General features: G+C 74.8%; 14 protein-coding genes and 2 pseudogenes. 6 read left to right on the top strand and 10 right to left on the bottom strand.

Going from position 1 to position 15,571, the window contains the following annotated elements:
• The first annotated feature begins 11 nt into the window (after positions 1–11).
• A pseudogene (locus tag LRS07_RS17880) lies at positions 12–750 on the top strand (transporter substrate-binding domain-containing protein).
• 12 nt (positions 751–762) lie between these two features.
• Here the strand turns inward: LRS07_RS17880 and LRS07_RS17875 are convergent.
• Complete coding sequence (locus LRS07_RS17875; RefSeq protein ID WP_260499290.1) at positions 763–1,815, bottom strand: glycoside hydrolase family 43 protein; 1,053 nt, start codon at positions 1,813–1,815, stop codon at positions 763–765.
• Positions 1,816–2,134: 319 nt separating this feature from the next.
• Between LRS07_RS17875 and LRS07_RS17870 the strand changes: the two genes are divergently transcribed.
• Positions 2,135–2,818 carry a PEP-CTERM sorting domain-containing protein gene (locus LRS07_RS17870; protein ID WP_260499289.1) on the top strand — a complete coding sequence of 228 codons (684 nt, stop codon included), beginning with the start codon at positions 2,135–2,137 and terminating at the stop codon, positions 2,816–2,818.
• A gap of 91 nt (positions 2,819–2,909) precedes the next feature.
• Entirely contained in the window at positions 2,910–3,308 is a 399-nt protein-coding gene (locus LRS07_RS17865) for a hypothetical protein (protein WP_260499288.1), read from the top strand.
• 88 nt (positions 3,309–3,396) lie between these two features.
• Here LRS07_RS17865 and LRS07_RS17860 read toward each other — a convergent pair whose 3' ends face one another.
• From LRS07_RS17860 to LRS07_RS17850, 3 genes and pseudogenes are all read right to left on the bottom strand, one after another.
• Entirely contained in the window at positions 3,397–4,380 is a 984-nt protein-coding gene (locus LRS07_RS17860) for an ABC transporter substrate-binding protein (RefSeq protein WP_260499287.1), read from the bottom strand.
• Positions 4,377–4,706, bottom strand: coding sequence for a 4Fe-4S dicluster domain-containing protein (locus tag LRS07_RS17855; protein ID WP_260499286.1), 330 nt, complete (start codon positions 4,704–4,706; stop codon positions 4,377–4,379). Before LRS07_RS17855 ends, LRS07_RS17860 begins: the two co-directional genes overlap by 4 nt.
• Positions 4,703–6,369, bottom strand: a pseudogene (locus tag LRS07_RS17850) (FAD-dependent oxidoreductase). The gene LRS07_RS17855 and the pseudogene LRS07_RS17850 overlap by 4 nt, the downstream one beginning before the upstream one ends.
• A 151-nt stretch (positions 6,370–6,520) precedes the next feature.
• Here LRS07_RS17850 and LRS07_RS17845 point away from each other — a divergent pair.
• Positions 6,521–7,546, top strand: coding sequence for a vWA domain-containing protein (locus LRS07_RS17845; RefSeq protein ID WP_260499285.1), 1,026 nt, complete (start codon positions 6,521–6,523; stop codon positions 7,544–7,546).
• Positions 7,547–7,568: 22 nt separating this feature from the next.
• Here LRS07_RS17845 and LRS07_RS17840 read toward each other — a convergent pair whose 3' ends face one another.
• Both LRS07_RS17840 and LRS07_RS22095 read right to left on the bottom strand, forming a co-directional pair.
• Positions 7,569–8,546, bottom strand: a complete 978-nt coding sequence (locus LRS07_RS17840) for a Bug family tripartite tricarboxylate transporter substrate binding protein (RefSeq protein WP_260499284.1) — start codon at positions 8,544–8,546, stop codon at positions 7,569–7,571.
• Positions 8,547–8,668: 122 nt separating this feature from the next.
• Positions 8,669–9,208: a helix-turn-helix transcriptional regulator gene (locus LRS07_RS22095; protein ID WP_312028319.1), complete on the bottom strand. Its 540-nt coding sequence runs from the start codon at positions 9,206–9,208 to the stop codon at positions 8,669–8,671.
• Positions 9,209–9,597: 389 nt separating this feature from the next.
• On the opposite strand from LRS07_RS22095, the gene LRS07_RS17830 reads away from it, so the two are divergent.
• Complete coding sequence (locus LRS07_RS17830; RefSeq protein WP_260499283.1) at positions 9,598–10,515, top strand: hypothetical protein; 918 nt, start codon at positions 9,598–9,600, stop codon at positions 10,513–10,515.
• Here the strand turns inward: LRS07_RS17830 and LRS07_RS17825 are convergent.
• On the bottom strand, positions 10,461–11,564 hold the full coding sequence (locus LRS07_RS17825; RefSeq protein ID WP_260499282.1) for an aromatic ring-hydroxylating dioxygenase subunit alpha: 1,104 nt from the start codon (positions 11,562–11,564) through the stop codon (positions 10,461–10,463). The two genes, LRS07_RS17830 and LRS07_RS17825, sit on opposite strands and share 55 nt — an antisense overlap.
• Entirely contained in the window at positions 11,561–12,619 is a 1,059-nt protein-coding gene (locus LRS07_RS17820; protein ID WP_260499281.1) for an ABC transporter substrate-binding protein, read from the bottom strand. Before LRS07_RS17820 ends, LRS07_RS17825 begins: the two co-directional genes overlap by 4 nt.
• A 92-nt stretch (positions 12,620–12,711) precedes the next feature.
• Here LRS07_RS17820 and LRS07_RS17815 point away from each other — a divergent pair, with 92 nt between their 5' ends.
• Entirely contained in the window at positions 12,712–13,626 is a 915-nt protein-coding gene (locus LRS07_RS17815; protein WP_260499280.1) for a LysR family transcriptional regulator, read from the top strand.
• Here the strand turns inward: LRS07_RS17815 and LRS07_RS17810 are convergent.
• Both LRS07_RS17810 and LRS07_RS17805 read right to left on the bottom strand, forming a co-directional pair.
• The gene (locus LRS07_RS17810) at positions 13,623–14,642 is read right to left on the bottom strand and encodes a radical SAM protein (RefSeq protein ID WP_260499279.1); all 1,020 of its coding nucleotides are present in this window, start codon (positions 14,640–14,642) and stop codon (positions 13,623–13,625) included. The two genes, LRS07_RS17815 and LRS07_RS17810, sit on opposite strands and share 4 nt — an antisense overlap.
• Positions 14,639–15,553, bottom strand: coding sequence for a glycosyltransferase family 2 protein (locus tag LRS07_RS17805; protein ID WP_260499278.1), 915 nt, complete (start codon positions 15,551–15,553; stop codon positions 14,639–14,641). The genes LRS07_RS17810 and LRS07_RS17805 overlap by 4 nt, the downstream gene beginning before the upstream one ends.
• Positions 15,554–15,571 lie beyond the last annotated feature (18 nt).

Below are 15,571 nucleotides of genomic sequence, written 5' to 3'. Positions count from 1 at the left end.
GGCGACTCCCGATGACGCCCAACCCCGACCTGCTGAAAGAGATCGCGCCCACCGGCGTGCTGCGCGCGGCCATCAACCTCGGCAACCCGGTGCTGGCCCGGCGCGGGCCGGATGGCGGGCCGCCGCAGGGCGTGTCGGTGGACCTGGCCACCGAGGTGGCGCGCCGGCTCGGCCTGCCGCTGTCCTTCGTCGAGTTCGACGGCGCCGCGCAGGTGGCCGACTGCGCCGGCGCCGATGTCTGGGACATCGCCTTCCTCGCCGTCGACCCCAAGCGTGCCGAGCAGGTGGCGTTCACGCCGCCCTACGTGGTCATCGAGGGCAGCTACCTGGTGCGCGACGGCGCGCCCCAGCAGCGCATCGACGAGTTCGACCGCGCGGGCGTGCGCATCGCCGCCGCCAAGGGCGCCGCCTACGAACTGGTGCTGGCGCGCACGCTGAAGCAGGCCACGCTGGTCCACACCGCCACCTCGCCCGAGGCGCTGCAGCGCTTCCTCGACGATGGCCTGGACGCCGCCGCCGGGGTGCGCCAGCCGCTGCTGCGCTTCGCCGCCGAGCACCCCGGCCTGCGCGTCATCCCCGGCCGCTTCGCCGCCATCGAACAGGCCATGGGCGTGCCGCGCGGCCGCCCCCGCGGCGCTGGCCTGGCTGACCGCCTTCATCGAGCAGGCCAAGGCCGGTGGCGCGGTCGCCGAGGCGCTGGCCCGGCATGGCCAGACCGACGCGGCGGTGGCGCCGCCGGCGGCCGGCTGACACGACTTCGGGTCAGGGCAGGGCGGCCGTCCCCGACGGCTGTGCCAGCGCCAGCCCGGGCAGCACCGGCTGGCCGAAGTCGGGCCGGCCGTCGGCGGTCCAACCGAAGGGCTGCGCGCGCACGCTGCGCTGGGCCCAGCCGCCGGCGCTGCGGTCGATGGCGTGGTAGACCAGCCAGTCCTCGCGGCCGTCGGGCGACGGCACGATGGCCGGGTGCCCCGGCCCCCAGGCGCCGCTGCGCTGGGTGAACACCGGCTCGCCGTGCTTGCGCCAGTTCGCGGCGTCGAGGATGTCGCCGCCGGAGAAGGTCAGCAGCCCCAGCGTGTAGTCGTCGGTCCAGCTGCCGCTGGCCGAGTAGACGAGGTGCAGGCGGCCGTCGCGCCGCACCAGCGCCGGCCCCTCCAGCAACGGCGCGCCGCGCTGCTCCCACGGCCGGTCGGGCGCGGCGATCTCGCGCCGCGGGCCGCTGATCGTCCACGGGTCGCTCATCGGCGCGATGTAGAGCACCTGCGGGAAGCCGTCGCCGGCGCCGCGCCAGCCCGACCAGACGAAGTACAGCCGGCCGTCGTGTTCCAGCGCCAGGCCGTCGATGGCCCACTGGTCGTCCGCGGCGTCCGGCGGGGCGAGCCGGCCGCGGTACGACCAGGCGCCCAGCGGGTCGGTGCCGTCGGCCGCCAGCACGTGCATGCGGTGGTGGGCGTTCTGGCCGTCGCTGGCGGCGAAGTAGATGACCCAGCGGCCCTGCACGAACTGCAGCTCCGGCGCCCACACCTCCTGGCTGTGGTCGGTGCCCGCCGGCGGCGTCCACACGGTGGTCGCCGGCGCAAGGCCGATGTCCTGCAGCCGCGTCGCGCGGGCGATGACGATGCGGCCGTCGGGCAGCACCCGGCAGTAGTGGTAGTGCCCGTCGTGCCAGACCACCGACGGGTCGGCCGAGCCGCTGGGCGCCAGCGCGGGCACGATGGGGTTGGTGAACTGCGACGCGCCGAGCGCGACGCTGGTGGCGGCCAGCGGCGCCGGGCCGGCCTCGCCGGCGCCACCGCCGCCGCCACAGGCGACCAGCACGATGCCGGTCGCGACGCCCAGGGCGGCCCAACGTCCCAGGCCGCGGGCCCAACCGCGGACCACCTTCCGGGCCGCCGCGGCCCCACCCCAACTGCGAGTCATGCGGCGGCATCGGCCGCCGCACGCCGATCTGAAGCGCGGGGCGGCCCCGCGCTTGATGCAGTTCACGCATGGCGCCGTTGGGCCCGGCCACAGGGCCGACCGCGCATTGTCCCGGGCTGGTGTTCATGGGGGGCGCGGCGCCCGCCCCCTATCGGAGCGCCGGGGATGGGTCGAGCATCGGCGCGTCACGTCCAGCCACCCCTCCCCAGGAGTCGTCATGCGCCTTCACGTCCTCGCCTGCGCCGCCCGCAGCGCCGCCTTCGGCCTGCTGGCCGCCCTGTCCGTCGCCTCGCCGTCGCAGGCCGCCGGCGTGCTGGTGGCGCCGTGCGGCACATCGGTGTTCGACGGCACCTTCGCCACCGTCGTCCACTGCTCGGTGGGCAGCACCGCCGACAACGCCATCGGCGGCGGCTCCGCGGTGGCCGGGCTCGACCATTTCGAGAACCACCTGTCGCCGATCCACTTCTACGGCGACACCGACGCCTTCGACCAGACGCAGACCTGGACGATGACCTCCAGCCCCACCTGGAGCCCCGGCGTCACCGAGGTGATGACCCACCTCGGCCTCGACGGGTCGGTCAAGCTGCAGGGGCCGGGCTCGTCGCTGACGATCACCCTGACCGGCCTGCTCGGCGGCCCTGCGCTGGCCATCGGCCCGCTGACCTTCGCCTGGACCGGCGTGCCCACCGAGCACCTGCTCGGCCTCGACGTGTTCGGCGAGCAGGCCGTGGCGGCGTCGGCCGTCGAGACGCTGTCCATCCACATCGTCGGCCGCGCCCGCTACGACGTCGACGGCAGCCCGGTGTTCATCGGCGCGGCGATTCCCGAGCCGCAGACCTGGGCGCTGCTGGCGGCCGGCCTGCTCGTCACCGGCGGCCTGGCCCGTCGCCGGCGCGGCTGACCGCCCGACGTGCCGGGGGCGGGCCGGCGGGCACCGGCCTTGCCGCGCGGCGGTCAGCCCCGCGCCCGCGGGGCACCGCCGGAGACGCTCCATGGATTCAGACCAAGGCCTGCTCGCGCGCCTGCGCGAGTTCGACGACCAACGCGAGAGCCTGCCGGGCGAGCACCTGTTCGCCATCGCGGCCGGTGCGCTGCTGCTGACGCGGCGCTCGCATTCGACCCTCGGCTGGCTGCTGTCGCGCGGCCTCGGCGCGGCGCTGGTCGCCCGCGGCCTCAGCGGCCGCGACGGCCCGATCGCGAAGTGGCGCGAACGGCAATCGGCCGACGCCTGGTCGAACGACGACGTGGTGATGGAAACCGCCGAAACATCACCCGCCATCGCCTCGCGCGAAGCCGCCGCCGGCCTGCAGAGCGTCGGCCAGGACTGGCCGGCCGGCGCCAGCGCCAAGCTCGCCGAGCGCACCGAGGACATCGACAAGGGCTGGCACTGAGCCAGGACGTCGGACCGTCCCTGCGGACGGTCTGACGCCTGGCGAAGGCCCGACCCGTCTCGGGTCGGGCTGAGGCTGAGGCCGACGGTTACCCCTTCGCCAACGTCCGGTCCGCGCCCCGCCACTGCGTCAGGTCGAAGTCCTGCCGCACCAGCTTCTGCTCCAGCAGGAAGGCCTTGGTGTGGGCCAGCAGCTGCAGGCCGGTGGCGGGGAAGGGCTGGTCGGGGAACTGCTCCAGCGGGTAGGACGCCTGCACCGCCGCCAGCGGGAAGCCGGTGGTGCGGGCGTGGAAGGCGTGATAGGCGGCCGGGTCGCGGCGGATGGCCTGCAGCGCCGCGCCGCGCGCCCGGTGCCAGGCCGCGGGCAGGGCCGGCCAGCGGTCCAGCGCCTTGTCGGTGGCCACGATCACCGACGAGCCGCGCAGCGTCGGGTGCTTGGCCGCCTCGTCGATCACCGGGTAACCCTTGGACGCCAGCAGCGGCCCCAGCTCGATCTGCGCCGCGTAGCCGGCCAGGTCACCGCGCTCTAGCGCCGGCTCGGCGTCCTTGCCGAGCAGGTAGACCACGCTGACCTGGCCCAGCACGCCGGCCTGCTTGAGCGTGCCGAGCAGGTAGCGGTGCATGTACGAACCCACCGCCACGCCGACCTTCCGGCCGCGCAGCTCGGCCACCGCCTTCACGCCGTCGCGCGGCGTCAGCAGCCACGCGTTCATGCCCGAGGTCTCGATGCCGATCAGCACCGACGACGGGCTGCGCGAGCGCGCCACCACGGCGGGGGTGTCGCCGTAGATGCCGACGTCCAGCGCGCCGGCCAGCAGCGCCTCGTTGAGGTCCGGCCCGTTGGGGAAGGCATGCGTGCGGATGGTCGTGATGCCGAGCGCCTGCAGCTCGCGCGGCAGCTGGCCGTGGGCCAGTGCCCAGCCGCTGGGCAGCGCCGGCGACCTGCCGCTGCCGATGTAGCCCCAGCGCAGGGTGTTGCCATCGGACTGGGCACGGACGGCGCCGGGCAGGGCCAGCGTGGCGGCGCAGGCGACGAGCAGTCGTCGACGGGAGGCGGAGGTCGTGTGGCTCATCGGGCCCTCTCGAGCAGGTAATGGCTGTGGTCCAACGCGGCGGTGGGCTGGCGGCCGCGGCCCCAGCCGATGGCCGCGCGGTAGCTGCCGAGCAGGCCGCGCTGGCGCAGCGTGGCCTCGTCGACCGCCTCGGCGGCGTCGGCCTGCGGCGCGACGAAGAGCGCGTCCTCCGGGCAGTACAGCTCGCACATGAAGCAGGTCTGGCAGTCGTCCTGCCGCGCGATGACGGGAATGCCGCCGGGCACCGCGTCGAAGACCTGGGTCGGGCAGGCGCGCACGCAGATGTTGCAGGCGGTGCAGCGGTCGGCGCTGACGAGTTCGATCACGCGGCCACCTCCTGCCGCGTCGTGCCGACGCCGAGGTCCGAAGGATGGGCCAGCGTGCTGGTCACCGCCTCCGGCCGCACCTGCACCTCGTCCAGCCCGCGGGCGATGAGGCGGTGCCGCTGCGCCGGGTCGAGCGCGGGGTGGTCGGTGCGGCGGTGCATGCCGCGGGTCTCGTTGCGGGCCAGCGCGCTGCGGTACATCCAGCGGGCGGTGGCCAGCATCGAGGCCGCCTCGCGCGCCTTCACCGCCTGGTCGGCCGCGGCCGGCGCGGCCTGGCGCCACTGCCGCCACAGCGCATCCAGCCGCTGCAGCGAGTCGCGCAGCCCATCACCGTCCCGGAACCAGTTGCGGTCATAGGGGAAGACCTCGGCCTGCACCGCCCGCACCAGCGCCGCGGGGTCCTGGGCGACGGGGCCATGGCCCTGCAGCGCGACGCCGCCGGCGCGCAGCAGCGGCCGGCCCGCGGTGGACCCCAGCTGTCGCGCGAAGTCCGCCGCGCCGGCGCCGGCCCAGAAGCCGGACGACAGCGCCCAGGCCGCGTTGTGGCTGCCGCCGCCGGTGAAGGCGCCGCAGATCAGCTCGCGGGTGGCGGCGTCGCCGCCGGCGTAGAGGCCCGGCACGCTGGTGGCGCAGTCCTCGCCGACCAGCCGCAGGCCGCCGGTGCCGCGCACCGTGCCCTCCAGCCGCAGCGTGACCGGGAAGCGGTCGGCGAAGGGGTCGACGCCGGCGCGGTCGAAGGGCAGGAAGAAGTTGGGCTGCGCCGTGCGCATCCAGGTGCGCACCTGCGCGTCGGCCTTGTCCAGGCGGGCGTACACCTTCTGCGTCTGCAGGGCGCTGGCGATCAGGCTGCGGCCGCGCGACGAGCCGGCGCCTTCGATGACACGACCGTCCTCGTCGTAGAAGGTGGCCCAGTTGTAGAACAGCGACTTGGTCACCGAGCCGAAGGCCGGCCCCAGGCCGTAGGAGTTGGAGAACTCCATGCCCGACAGCTCGGCCCCCACTTCGGCGGCCATCAGCAGGCCGTCGCCGGTCAGCACGTTGCAGCCCAGCGCCCGGCTGAGGAAGGCGCAGCCGCCGGTGGCGATGACCACCGCGCCGGCGTGCACCGTCCACGGCTGGCCGGTGAGCCGGTTCCAGCCGCCGGCGCCCGCCACGCGGCCCTCGGCATCGACCAGCAGTTCCAGCGCCGGGTGGTGGTCGAGGATGCGGCCGCCGCTTTCCTTCACCCGCTTGCGCATCAGCCGCATGTAGTCCGGTCCCTGCAGCGAGGTGCGGCGCGGCGCGCCGTCCTCGCCCACGGGGAAGGGGTAACCCCAGTCGGCCAGCTCTGCACATGGGCCCAGGTCTGGTCGAGCACCCGGTCCATCCACGCCGGCTCGGCGAGCTGGCCGCCCATCGCATAGCGGCTGGCCTTGGCCTCGTGGCGCGCCTGCGCGTCGGGCGGCACCGTCCACAGCCCGGTGCCGGACGGCGCCGTGGCGCCCGAACTGCCGCAGTAGCCCTTGTCGGCCAGCACCACCCGGGCGCCGCGGGCGGCCGCCGCCACCGCGGCCCAGGTGCCCGCCGGGCCGCCGCCGATCACCAGCACGTCGGCCTGGTGGCGTTCCCCAGCGTCACTGGCGCCGCCGGGCGTGAAGAGGGAAGAATGGTCGGAAGCGCCCATGGCCTGCGGCACCGTCAGTGGAGAAGGGCGTCACCGTAGTGCCTGCGGCGCACCGCACGAAGCGCGGAATGCGTTGGTCCATATGACGTCGGTGCGCGGGCGCGCCAACTGCTGCACCCGACCATCCCACCGCGTGTCGGGGAGCTTCACCGTGCACTTTCTCTGGCCCTCCCTGCTGTGGCTGGCGCTGCTGCTGCCGGTGCTCGCCCTGCCCTGGGGGCTGGCGCGCTGGCGGCGACGACGCGGCCTGGGCCTCCACCCGGGCTTCGTCGCCATCGCGGACCGCAGCCGGGTGCGCTGGCTCGCGGCCGGCCTGTGGGGGCTGGCGCTGGTGCTGGCCGTGGTGGCCGCGGCGCGGCCGACCGCACGGCTCACGCTGCTGATGCCCGAGCAGACGGTGCTGCTGGTGATGGACGTGTCGGGCAGCATGCGCGCCAAGGACATCCTGCCCACCCGCATGGAAGCCTCGCAGGCGGCGGCGCAGGCTTTCGTCGCCGGCCTGCCGCGGGCCACCCGCGTCGGCGTGGTGGCCTACGGCGAGGTGGCGCACCTGGTGCAGGCGCCGACGCCCACCCGCAGCGCGGTGCAGGAGGCCATCGCCCGGCTCAAGCTGCAGCGTGGCACGGCCATCGGCAGCGGGCTGGCGCTGGCGCTGGCCACGCTCTACCCCAAGGACGAGGTGACGCTGGCGCTGGAGTCCATCCGCACCGACGACGACCTGCCGCGGGCGGCAGGTGCACCGCGGCCGGCGCCGGTTTCGGCGGAGCCGCCGGCGGTGCTGGACGACAGCGTGGCCATCGTGCTGCTGACCGACGGCGAGAACACCATCGGACCGAACCCGGTGCGCATGGCGCGCTGGGCGGCGAAGAAGGGCGTGCGCATCTACACCGTCGGCTTCGGCACCCGCAGCGGTGCCGTCGTCACGCTCGACGGCGGGCTGGAGGTGAAGGTGTCGCTGGACGAGCCGACCCTGCAGCAGATGGCCCGGCTCACCGGCGGCGAGTACTTCCATGCCGAGAACCAGGTGCGGCTGGACCGCGTCTACCGCACGCTGGGTCAGCGCCTGGTGGCGCAGCGCCGCGAGACCGAGCTGACGGGGCTGTTCGCCGCCGCGGCCGCGCTGGGCGTGTTGGCGGCGGCCGGGCTCTCGCTGTGGCGCTTCGGGCGGATCCTCTAGGCCCGGGAAGGGGCCCGGGCGATCACTGCTGCTCGATGCCGATGTCGCGGATCTTGCGGGTGATGGTGTCGAACTCGCCGCGGTAGTGGGCGATGAACTGCTCGGGCGTGGTGTTGAGCACCTCCAGCCCGCGCTCGTTGAGCAGCGCGCCCACCTCCGGCTGCGCCATGATGGTCCGCACCTCGGTGGTCCAGCGCTGCGCGATGGGCGCGGGCAGGCCGGCCGGCGCGATGAGGCCCACCCAGACCGCCGCGTCGAAGATCGGGTCGTCGAAGCCCTGCTCGCGCGCCGTCGGCACCTGCGGCAGCGACTTGGACCGCTCGCGGCCCATGATGGCCAGCGGCGTCACCTTGCCGGCCTGGACATGTTGGCGCGCCAGCCCGGCGGAGGTGAAGCCGATGCTCAGCGTCTTCGACAGGAGGTCGTTCATCACCGGGCCCTCGCCGCGGTGCGGCACGTGCACCATGCGCGCGTCCAGCCGCTGGTTCAGCGCCTCGCCGGCGATGTGCCCCAGCCCGCCCACGCCCCAGGAGCCGTAGCTCATCTGCCCGCGGTGGTCGGCGGCGTAGCGCCGCAGGTCGGCCAGGTTCTTCACCGGCAGGTCGGTGTTGGCGCAGACGATGGCCGGGCTGAGCACCGTCTGCGTCAGGAAGGTGAGGTCGCGCTGCGGGTTGTAGGGCAGCGTCTTGAACAGCGCCACGTTGTTGATCAGCGAGTCGCCCAGCGTCAGCCCCAGCGTGTGGCCGTCGGGCGCCGCCTTTGCCACCTCGGACACGCCGAGCGCGCCGGAGGCGCCGGTGCGGTTGTCCACCGACACCGGCTGGCCGAGGACGCGGGCCAGCCGCTCGGCGAGCAGTCGGGCGCCGAAGTCGGTCGAGCCGCCGGCGGGGTAGGGCACGATCAGGCGGACGGGCCGCGAGGGGAAGGCCGGCTGCCCGAAGGCGGCCAGGGGCGACAGGCCGGCCAGGGCCAGGGCGCGGTGGAACGAGCGGCGGTTCATGCGTCTCCTCGGTGAGCCCCCCGTCGGGCGGAGGTGGCCCACTGTAGGAAGCGCCGGCGTCGCTGTCTGTGCCATGCGGATGGCACGCGCCAACCCGCCCCGGCGGTCGGCGGGGCGTCAGCTCAGCGCAGCAGCCACAGCAGCTGCAGCCGGCTGTGCAGGCCGACCTTGGCGTACGCGCGCTTGCGCAGGGTGAGCACCGTGGCCGGCGCCACGCCCAGGTCGGCGGCGATGCCGTCGTTGCTCATGCCGCAGGCGATGCGGGCGGCGACCTCGCGCTCGCGCGGCGACAGCGCCGGTGCGCGCTCGGCCAGTCGGCCCTCGGCCTGCTCCACGCGCTGGCCGGTGGCCGCCGGGTGCAGCCAGTCCAGCTGCGGCAGCAGTGCCGCGCGCAGCAGCGGCGCCGCGGCGACGAAGCGCTGCAGCTCGTCGCCGTCGAAGGCGCCGGCACCCGCGTCGCGGTAGACGTTGAAGGCGTAGGCGTTGTGCGCGTGGCCGGCGAAGAGGATGCTCATGCGCCCGGCCAGCCGCTCGCGCTCGAAGATGGTCTCGCGCCACTGCGGGTGGGGGGATGTCGGGCAGCCGGTAGTGCAGCACCTCGATCTGCGGCGCCTCGGGGTCGAGGCGGACCAGCTCGCCGGCCAGCGAGGTGGCGTGGTCATGGTGGTGGAATCGGGCCTGGTAGCGCGAGAAGCAGCGCACCGTCACGGCCTGCCGCTGCGGGGTGACCGCAAGGCCCTCGAGCTGCCGCGGGGGGCCGCCGTCACCGGGGTACTCGACCAGCGACAGGTACTCCAGCGGGACCAGCTGGTGCAGGAAGCGCAGCGCCGCCAGGCCCGGGCTGTGCCGGCGCAGCCCCCTCCAGCAGCGCGACCACCGAGCCCATGCTGCAATGCGCATCGGTCGGCGGCTCGCGCACGGTCCACAGTTGCCCCATGGGCCGATTACACACGCAATGCCCGCCGCCGACATCCGCGGCTGCCCGCCCCTTCGGGCAGGGGCCGCGGGTGCGACAACTGCCGCACGCTGCCACCGCCCGCCCGCCCGCCGCATGACCGACCGGACCCCCGGCACGCCGCTGCCCGCCGACACCGTCTTCGTCCTCGGCGCCCAGGACCCGGAGATGCGCGAGATCCAGCGCGTGCTGGACGACGCCCGCCGGCCCTGGGTGCACGCTGCCGTGCAGGGGCGCCGCTGCAACGCCCGCACCGCCTACGACGCCGACGGCGTGGTGCGGCTGGGGCCGGACGGCATCGCCCGCGCGGCCGTGCTGCCGCCGCGGGCGCCGGCGGTGTTCGTCGAGTGCAGCGTGCGCGGCCACCCGGCCTGGGTGCAGGTCGACCACCACCACCCGGGCGACGCCGGCTTCGAGGTGCCGCCGCAGCGCTTCCTCGACGGCGCCTCGCTGGGCCAGGTGCTGCACCTGCTCGGCCGCGAACCGACCGCCACCCAGCGCCTGCTGGCCGCCGGCGACCACTGCCTGACCGCCGCCTACCAGGGGCAGTGCCCCGGCGTCGACCCGGACGAGCTGCTGTTCCTGCGCGCGTCGTGGCAGGCCAAGGTCTCCGGCCGCACGTTGACCGAGGTGGTGCAGGGCATCCTCGACGCCGCGGCGCGGGTCCGGCGCCAGTTCGACGACAGCACCGGCGAGGCCGCCTTCCTCGACCCCACCCGCGTGCCGCGCGACCTGCCCGAAGGGGCGGCGCTGGCCGGCCTGCCGGTGCGCTACCGCGGCTGGCGCGAGGACGGCGACCTGAAGGAGATGCTCAAGGGCGGCACGCCGGCGCACATCCGGCGCTTCATGGACGCCCACCAGGCGGCCGGGCGCCGCGTCTACGGCAACCCGTACCGAGGTTACGCCGGCGCCTACTGGACCACCGACGGCCCCGACGAGGAGCCGTGGGAAGAGGCGCCTCAGCCGACCGCGATCGGGCTGGTGGACAGCGAGGACCCGGCCGCCGAGGCCTGAGCCGGCGCGGCGCCCGGCCCGGCCTGCAGCAGCCGCTGCTGCGCCCGGCGCAGCCGCACCAGCCCGACGTCGCTGGCGATGCGCAGCGGCTGCAGGTCGGGGTGGGCCGCCTCCTCGCGCTGGATGGCTTCGAGCAGCTGCCTGTCCTCGTCGAAGGTCAGGCGGTACAGCGCCTCGAACTCGGCCGTCACCGCCGCGTCGCCCACCGCCACGTTGCGCAGCTGGAAGGAGAAGTAGTGGCTGTGGCCCTCGTCCTCGGGCGTGATGAAGGCATAGGACAGCACGCGGTACGGCGCCGCGTCCTGCGCCGCGGGGCCGGGTTCGGGGCCGCTGGCATAGGCGCCGAAGTCGACCCACGAGGTGCTGGGCGGCTTCAGGTGATAGAGCTGCCAGCGGTCGGTGGGGCCGTCGAGGCCGGTGAAGCGGCGCACCACCGGCACCGGCGGCGCGCCGCGGATCCAGCGCCCGCACTGCAGCGTGCCGTCGGGCAGCTCGCGGGCCTGGACCGGCACCTCGTCGCCGGCGTCGTTGCCGATGGTGCGCTGGTGCACGAAGCTGGTGTGCGCGGGGTCGATCAGGTTGTCGGTGATGAGCTGCCAGTTCGCCGCGAAGCGGTCGTAGCCGCGCGACAGCCCCCAGCCGGGCGCGCCGTACTGCGGGATGTCGACCAGCGGCGTGGCGGCGGCGCGCGCCGCGTCGCCCAGCCAGGCGAAGACCAGGCCGTAGCGCTCGCACACCGGGAAGCTGCGCACTTGCGCTCCGGCGGGGATGCCGGCCTGGCCCGGGATGTGGCGGCAGCGGCCCTCGGTGTCGAACTGGATGCCGTGGTACAGGCAGGCGATGGCGTCGCCCGCCACCCGGCCCATCGACAGCGGCGCGAAGCGGTGCGGGCAGCGGTCGAGCAGGGCGGCCGGCGTCCCGGCCGCGCTGCGCCACAGCACCAGGCGCTGGCCGAGCACCGTGCGCGCCAGCGGCGCGGGGCCCAGCTCATCGGTCGTCGCCACGGCGTACCAGGCATCGTGCAGCCAGGGCGCGGTGGCGCCGCTCACAGCCGCCGCTCCGCCAGCGCCGGCAGGAAGGCCGGGTTGAACAGCAGGTCCGCATCGGGGTACTGCTTGAGGCCGAAGGCATCGACCACCTGCACGGTGTTCAGCCGAAGCCGTGCCGTGTCCACCGCGCCCAGGCCCTGAATGCGCACCAGCGGCGTGGCCAGGAAATGGTCGAGGAAGTAGCGCAGCCGGCGCTCTTCCAGCGCCAGGTCCACCGTGCCCTCGCGCTCCTTCACGTGGCGCATGGCGGCCCGCGGGTCGCGCACCGTGTCCTTGATGCCGCGGTTGAGCGCGCGCAGGAACGCGGCCAGCGCCTGCGGCTTCTCGGCGATCAGCTTCGGCGAGGCCACCACCGCGTTGCCGTAGAGCTGCACGCCGTGCTCGGCGTACTTGAAGACGGTGAGGTCGCTTTCCTTCAGGCCGCGCGCCTCGAGGTTGAGCAGGCTGGTGTAGTAGAAGCCGGTGATGGCGTCGACCTCGCCGCGGGCCAGCAGTGTTTCGCGCAGGGCCGGATCGACGTTGACCCAGTTCGCCGGCGTCGCCGGCAGCCGGTTGGCCTTGGCGAACAGCGGAAACGTCTTGCGGCCGGCGTCGAACACCGGCGCCGCCAGCTTGCGGCCCACCAGATCGGCCGGCGTGCGGATGCCGGAGGACTTGCGCGCGAACAGCGCGGCCGGCGTGCGCTCCAGCAGCAGGTAGACCGCCTGCAGCCGCGGCGCCTGCGGGTTGTTGGCGTGCAGCTCGATCAGCGAGGCGATGTCCGCGAAGCCGATGTCGTGCGTGCCCGCGGCCAGCCGCTGCACCGCGGCCGACGAGCCGCTGCCGGCGTCGATCACCACGTCGAGCTTCTCGTCGGCGAAGTAGCCCTTGGCCTGCGCCAGCAGCACGATGGCCGACGGGCCTTCGATGCGCCAGTCGAGCTGGAAGCGCAGGCGGGTGGTCTCCTGCGCGCGCACGCCGCTGGCGGCCAGGCCACCGAGGGCGGCGAACGCGCCGGCGACGGCGCGGCGGGTGAGGGCGGGGACGCCGGGGTGTGAGGGCGGGTGTGAGGGCACGGCGTTTCCAGGAGGGTCGCGGATGGCGCACCTTAGGCCACCGGCGACCATTGTTGAACGCAGATAATCGTCTGAATCCATCGCGAAAGACGATGAAACCCAGCCTCGACCAACTGCAGGCCTTCATTGCCCTGGCCGACACCAGCCACTTCACCCGCGCGGCCGAACGGCTGGGCGTGTCGCAGTCCTCGCTCAGCGCCACGGTGGGCAAGCTGGAGGCGCTGCTCGGCGTTCGGCTGTTCGACCGCCACACCCGCGGCTGCCGCCTGAGCGCCGCCGGTGCGGCGCTGCTGCCGTCGGCCCGCCGCCTGGCGCAGGACTGGCGCGGCTTGCTGGACGACGCCCGCGACTTCGCCGTTTTCGGCCGCGGCCGGCTGGACATCGCCGCCCCCGGCGTGCAGTCGGCGCTGCTGCTGCCCCCGCTGCTGCGCGAGTTCCTGCAGACGCGGCCCGGCGTGCGGGTCACGTTGCACGACGTGGCCGAAGAGCAGGTGCACGAGCTGGTCCGCAGCGGCGCGGTGGACCTCGGGCTGAGCACCGACACCGGCGAACGCTCCGACCTGGTCGTCACCCCCTTCTATGCCGACCAGTACGTGGTCGCGGTGCCGCCCGAACATGCGCTGGCGCGCCGGCGGTCGGTGGAATGGGCGCACCTGGCCGGTGAGCCCATCGTCGGCCCGCTGCCCGACAACCCGGTGCGACGCCACCTCGACACGCGGCTGGCCGAGTTCGGCATCCGCCTGGACTACCGGCACGAGGTGTCGCTGGCCTGGACCATGGTGGGTCTGGTGCGCGAAGGGCTGGGCGTCACCGTGCTGACCACCGCCGTGCGCCCGCTGGCCGAATGGCACCAACTGGTGGTGCGGCCGGTCAACCGGCCCAGCGTGTCGAGAACCCTCGGCCTGCTGCGCGCGCCGGGCCGCAGCCTGTCGCCGCCGGCGGCGGCGTTCCGCGACCAGTTGCTGGGGCTGCAGCGCGAGACCGACCGCGCGCGGCGCCAGGCCTAGAACACCCCGCGGTACAGCGCGCACGACCGGCACACCGCCGGCGGTTGGTCGCTGTCCAGGGCGGCGCGGAACGACTGTGCGGCGGCACCGTTCCAGCGCGAGGCCAGGTCCTCGCCCTCGTCGAAGACGTTGCCGAAGCTGGCGCGGTCGGCGGTGGCCACCATGCAGCAGGGCAGCAGCTCGCCGGCGGCGGTGAGGTAGAGCTGGTCCGACGGCCAGGTGCAGCGGCCCGGGCCGCCGGCGGCGTCGGCAGGCGGCGCGGCGCCGGCCGCGGGCAGCTTGGGCAGGTGCAGGTTGAAGCTCAGCCGGTGAGCCAGCGCGCGCGCGGCGTCGAACACCTCGGCCATGCGCGGCCGGTCGGCATCGTGCAGCTCGGCCTCGTCGACGTAGCGGCGGATCGGGATGTAGCGCGCCGGCAGGTCCGGCTGGTCGAGGTCGCTGGACAGCCGCTGCACCAGCAGCGCGTGCACGCCGTGGTCGTGCAGCAGCCGCACCAGCGCCGGCAGCTCGTGCAGGTTGCCGCGCATCAGCACCATCACCCCGCGCACCTCCAGCGCCGAGCCCGCCGCGTCGCGTTCGGCGACCAGCCGGTCGAGGTTGCGCAGCACCTTGGCGAAGCTCGCTTTTCGCCGCACCGCCTCGTAGGTGGCGGCGGTGGCGCCGTCCAGCGACACCGACAGCGTGTGCAGTCCGCTGGTCACGCAGGCGCGTGCGCGGCGCTCGGTCAACAGCGTGAGGTTGCTGTTGGCCGAGACGCGGATGCCGCGCGCCACCGCCCGCCGCACCATGTCGAAGAAGCCGGGGTGCAGCATCGGTTCGCCCAGGCCCTGCAGGTGCAGTTCCTGCAGGCCCGGCAGCTGGTCGAGCAGCGCGTCGAAGCGGTCCAGTCCGAGTTCGGCCACCGCATCGCCGCGTTCGTTGACCGTGCACATGCGGCACGCCAGGTTGCAGCGGCCGATGGGCTCGACCTGCGCGAAGGCCGGCAGCGGGGGACGGCGTGGCGAGGCGGCGCTCATGTCGTCGGTGGACAGGCCGTTGCCGGCGCGGCGAGCGCACCGCGCGGCGGCCGGTGCACCGCGCGGTAGGCGGCCTGTGCCGCGGCCGGCACCACGCGACGGCGTGCCAATGCCCACGGCAGGCCGGCCAGCGCCCGCGCCAGCGCCGGCATCAGGACCCCCTGCCGCGCCGCCTCGCCGAGCGCGAGGCGGGCGTCCGCCAGCGCCATCGCCCACGGCAGGCGCAGCCAGCCCAGCCACAACCGGTTGCGGGCGACCGCCAGGTGGCGGCCACGCGGGTCGCGGCCGCTGGCCGACGGGTGGTGGTGGGTGACGATGTCGTCGGCGTAGACGATGGCACCGCCGGCGGCCAGCAGGTCCAGGCCGAGCAGCGCCTCCTCGCCGCCGAGGAAGAAGCGCGGCTCGTAGCCGCCCGCGTCGCGGAAGGCGCGCACCCGCACCACCGCCGCCCCGGCCATGAAGCCGACCAGCGCGGGCCCCGGCAGGCCCTGCGACGGCAACGGGCTGGCGGCCATCGCGTCGCAGGTGGGGTCGCGCCGGTTCTGGGCGCCGACGCGCACCTGCGCCGACAGCGCCACCACCCGCGGGTGCGCGTCCAGCCGCAGCGCGGCCCGGGTCAATGCGCCGGGGGCCCACCAGGTGTCGTCGTCGCAGAAGGCGACGTACGGCGTCGCCACCGCCTCGACCCCGAGGTTGCGCGCCGCCGCACCGAGGTTGCGCTCGCTGCGCACCAGGCGCACCGCGGGGAAGTCGCGGTGCACGCGCTGCGCCGTGCCGTCGGTGCTGCCGTTGTCGACGACCACGATGGGCACCGACTCGGGCAGCGACTGCAGCCGGCGCAGGCAGCGCACCAGCTCGTGCCGCCGGTTGTGGGTGAGCACGACGATGCTGAGTCGGTGGGCGAGGGGCATGGCGATGCGGGGTGGCCG

This window comes from Aquabacterium sp. J223 (assembly GCF_024666615.1).
In the GTDB taxonomy this organism is placed as follows: Bacteria; Pseudomonadota; Gammaproteobacteria; order Burkholderiales; family Burkholderiaceae_C; genus J223.
The sequence above is the reverse complement of the archived record's forward strand: the minus strand, read 5'-3'. Positions and strand labels throughout refer to the sequence as shown.

What these genes read in the sequence shown, in the direction of transcription:
- LRS07_RS17815 (WP_260499280.1), top strand. Translation starts at nt 12,712, where the DNA reads ATGAAACCCAGCCTCGACCAACTGCAGGCCTTCATTGCCCTGGCCGAC.
- LRS07_RS17870 (WP_260499289.1), top strand. Translation starts at nt 2,135, where the DNA reads ATGCGCCTTCACGTCCTCGCCTGCGCCGCCCGCAGCGCCGCCTTCGGC.
- LRS07_RS17865 (WP_260499288.1), top strand. Translation starts at nt 2,910, where the DNA reads ATGGATTCAGACCAAGGCCTGCTCGCGCGCCTGCGCGAGTTCGACGAC.
- LRS07_RS17840 (WP_260499284.1), bottom strand. Translation starts at nt 8,546, where the DNA reads ATGAACCGCCGCTCGTTCCACCGCGCCCTGGCCCTGGCCGGCCTGTCG.
- LRS07_RS17810 (WP_260499279.1), bottom strand. Translation starts at nt 14,642, where the DNA reads ATGAGCGCCGCCTCGCCACGCCGTCCCCCGCTGCCGGCCTTCGCGCAG.
- LRS07_RS22095 (WP_312028319.1), bottom strand. Translation starts at nt 9,208, where the DNA reads ATGACCACGCCACCTCGCTGGCCGGCGAGCTGGTCCGCCTCGACCCCG.
- LRS07_RS17830 (WP_260499283.1), top strand. Translation starts at nt 9,598, where the DNA reads ATGACCGACCGGACCCCCGGCACGCCGCTGCCCGCCGACACCGTCTTC.
- LRS07_RS17805 (WP_260499278.1), bottom strand. Translation starts at nt 15,553, where the DNA reads ATGCCCCTCGCCCACCGACTCAGCATCGTCGTGCTCACCCACAACCGG.
- LRS07_RS17860 (WP_260499287.1), bottom strand. Translation starts at nt 4,380, where the DNA reads ATGAGCCACACGACCTCCGCCTCCCGTCGACGACTGCTCGTCGCCTGC.